This is a genomic window from Candidatus Enterococcus wittei (assembly GCF_002140175.1).
GTDB lineage: Bacteria > Bacillota > Bacilli > Lactobacillales > Enterococcaceae > Enterococcus_B > Enterococcus_B wittei.
Genome location: NZ_NGMO01000001.1, coordinates 589,637 through 592,974, shown reverse-complemented (window position 1 = coordinate 592,974; position 3,338 = coordinate 589,637). Strand labels below are relative to the sequence as shown.

Annotated in this window: 3 protein-coding genes; all 3 read left to right on the top strand. The window is 36.7% G+C overall.

Annotated elements, in window-relative coordinates; all coding sequences use genetic code 11:
- Nucleotides 1-217: 217 nt before the first annotated feature.
- The gene (gene clpX / locus A5844_RS02175) at nucleotides 218-1,468 is read left to right on the top strand and encodes an ATP-dependent Clp protease ATP-binding subunit ClpX (protein ID WP_086283521.1); all 1,251 of its coding nucleotides are present in this window, start codon (nucleotides 218-220) and stop codon (nucleotides 1,466-1,468) included.
- A 220-nt stretch (nucleotides 1,469-1,688) separates the two neighbouring features.
- Entirely contained in the window at nucleotides 1,689-2,276 is a 588-nt protein-coding gene (yihA, locus tag A5844_RS02170; RefSeq protein WP_086283519.1) for a ribosome biogenesis GTP-binding protein YihA/YsxC, read from the top strand.
- A 304-nt stretch (nucleotides 2,277-2,580) separates the two neighbouring features.
- Nucleotides 2,581-3,338 (top strand): IS110 family RNA-guided transposase (locus tag A5844_RS02165; RefSeq protein WP_179190517.1); only part of this gene is annotated, 758 nt, incomplete at its 3' end.

Here is a 3,338-nt window from a genome sequence, read left to right as displayed (position 1 = left end):
AGTAAGCAATGTGTTTAACAGAAGTGATTATCTTAACGATTGTTTCTTCAAACAAAAGAGAAGAGTTTGGGATATCCTATATTCCCAAGCTCTTTCATTCTTTTATTGGTAGGTTTATTCATGCTTTTTCTTTTATTTAAATTATGGTATGATAGTAAAAGACTATAAAGTCTTTGATAGTTTCTTGCAGACTATTGCAAGTTAAGGGGTGAAGACCATGTATGATAATCCAAGTGGTAATGAGACTGTACGCTGTTCTTTTTGTGGGAAAACCCAAGAAGAAGTAAAAAAAATCGTCGCAGGTCCGGGGGTCTACATCTGTAACGAATGTATTGACCTATGTAAAGAAATTATTGATGAAGAATTTTATGAAGAAGCGGTTCGTGAGTTTACAGAAGTGCCAAAACCTTTAGAGATTCTTGAAGTATTGAATAATTATGTGATTGGGCAGGATCGTGCAAAACGTTCCTTGGCTGTTGCTGTATACAATCACTATAAGCGTGTAAATCAACAAGCAAAAGATAGTTCAGAAGATGTTGAATTACAAAAAAGTAACATCTGTCTGATTGGTCCAACTGGTTCTGGTAAGACATTCTTGGCGCAAACATTAGCGAAAACGCTAAATGTGCCATTTGCAATCGCAGATGCCACAAGTTTGACAGAAGCCGGCTATGTTGGAGAAGATGTCGAGAATATCTTGTTGAAACTATTGCAATCTGCAGATTACAATGTGGAGCGGGCGGAAAAAGGAATCATCTATATTGATGAAATCGACAAAATCGCACGTAAAAGCGAAAATGTTTCCATCACACGTGATGTTTCTGGTGAAGGGGTACAACAAGCGCTTTTAAAGATTCTAGAAGGAACAGTGGCAAGTGTTCCACCTCAAGGAGGACGGAAGCACCCACATCAAGAGTTCATTCAAATCGACACAACGAACGTTTTGTTCATCGTAGGCGGTGCATTCGATGGAATCGAAACGATTGTTAAAAATCGCATGGGCGAAAAAACGATTGGATTCGGTACACAAAATCAGAAGCTTTCAGAAGATGAAAGTGTGATGCAACACATTATCCCTGAAGATCTGTTGAAATTCGGGTTGATTCCTGAATTTATCGGACGTTTACCAGTGATGGCTGCTTTAGAAAAATTAACAACTGAGGATCTTGTTCGTATCTTGACTGAACCAAAGAATGCTTTGGTGAAACAATACCAAAAACTACTTTCTTTAGATCAGACCGAATTAGAATTTGAACCTGAAGCGTTGCAAGCAATTGCCAAAAAAGCAATTGAACGAAATACAGGTGCTCGGGGGTTACGTTCGATCATTGAAGAGATTATGATGGATGTAATGTTCGATATTCCTTCGAATGAAAACATTGAAAAAGTAATCATTACGAAAGCAGCGGCAGAATTGACGGGTGAACCAACAATTATCTATAAAGATTCAGAAAAAAAAGCTGGATAAATAAAAAGAGATTGTGACTACGTGTTCGGTTCCGAGAATCGGAGTGATTCAAGAATAGTGTTCTTATTCTTGGTGAACTCTGGTTTGTTACTGAAAGAAAACTTCTAACCTACCGTTAATTCGGCATTAAGAAGTAGCGCGTAAGGTCACAGCTCTTTTATTTTTATGGATTTAGGTTCAGAGCCGATAGCTCGTTCACAACTTTTTAAGGAGAGATTATATGAAAGTCCATCATGCTGAAATTGTGATCAGTGCGGTTGCACCAAAACAGTATCCAGAAACAGAGTTACCTGAGATTGCTTTGGCAGGTCGTTCGAATGTAGGAAAGTCTTCATTTATCAATACGTTGATTGATCGTAAAAACTTAGCCCGTACTTCGGGAAAACCTGGGAAAACGCAGACGTTGAATTTCTATTTGATTGAAAATGCATTACATTTTGTGGATGTTCCAGGCTATGGTTATGCAAAAGTTTCGAAAACTGAGCGAGCAAAATGGGGGAAAATGATTGAAACCTATTTAACGACTCGAGAGCAGTTAAAAGCTGTCGTTTCTTTAGTCGATGTTCGTCATAAACCTTCACAAGAAGATATCCAAATGTATGAATTTTTGAAATACTATGATATTCCAGTGATCGTTGTAGCGACAAAAGCAGACAAAATTCCACGAGGAAAATGGAACAAACATGAAAGTGAAATCAAAAAAGCGTTGAATTTTGATCAAAATGATCAGTTTATTCTCTTTTCTTCTGTCACAAAACAAGGAAAAGAAGAAGCTTGGACTGCGATCGAAAAAGCAATTGCAGAATAAAAAGGGTTCTATAATATCTAGTGTTGGTGGAAAACAACTTTGTTTTCTTGGCTCTTTGTCAAACACACATGAATTCGCAAACTCATTCACCCTGAAGAATGAAAGGTAAGATTGTAGTACAATTATAGAGGAAAGGAAAAAAGCCGCCATTATTTTGGAAAAGCAAGTGATGCCGATTGTCAAACTGGCTTGCTTTATTTCTCGAGAACCTTGAAATATTGCCAATGAGCATGTGTATAAAAATTTGATTTTACATGAAATAAAGCACTCCTTTCCTAAAATCATGGGAAAGGAGTGCCTTTTTATGGAAATCATTTACGAATGCTGTGCTGGATTAGATGTCCATCAAAGTAATGTTGTTGCTTGTGTTTTACAAGGTCCGCTTACTTCTACCAGACCAAAAAAACATCTACAAAAATTTGATACGACCACCAAAGGATTATTAGCCCTACATGAATGGCTAACGGATTTTGATTGTGAGATTGTCGCTATGGAAAGTACAGGTATTTATTGGAAACCGGTTTGGCACATTCTTCAAGGAAATTTCGACTTAGTTCTAGCTAATCCGTATAAAATTAAAAATATTCCTGGGCAAAAAACGGATAAAAAAGATGCAAGTTGGATTGCTAAGTTGCTGCGAGTAGGTTTGATTCCCAAAAGTTTTGTTCCAGAGGAACCTATACAAGATTTGCGTGAACTCACACGGTTAAGAAAAATGTGGATCGAATCTAGAAATCGAGAAAAGAATCGCGCGCACAAAATTTTACAGACTGCCGGAATTAAAATAACTTCTTACATGACAGATATATTCGGATTATCTGGAAGAAATTTATTAAATCTATTGATTAATGAGGAAGATATTACTGCAGAAAAAGTTGAAGCGGCTGTTTATACTTCTTTAAAATTTAAAGTGCCGGAATTAGTGGAAGGACTTACTGGCTTTTTCAGAAGTCATCACAAGTTTTTATTGGCACAAATTTTAGATGTTATTGATATGTATAACAGTAAGATTGGTGAACTAGAAACCAAAATAGCCGAATATTTACTTCCTTACCAAAAACA

Excerpts from the sequence above, each read along its gene's own strand:
- clpX (WP_086283521.1), top strand. The coding sequence starts at position 218 with ATGTATGATAATCCAAGTGGTAATGAGACTGTACGCTGTTCTTTTTGT.
- yihA (WP_086283519.1), top strand. The coding sequence starts at position 1,689 with ATGAAAGTCCATCATGCTGAAATTGTGATCAGTGCGGTTGCACCAAAA.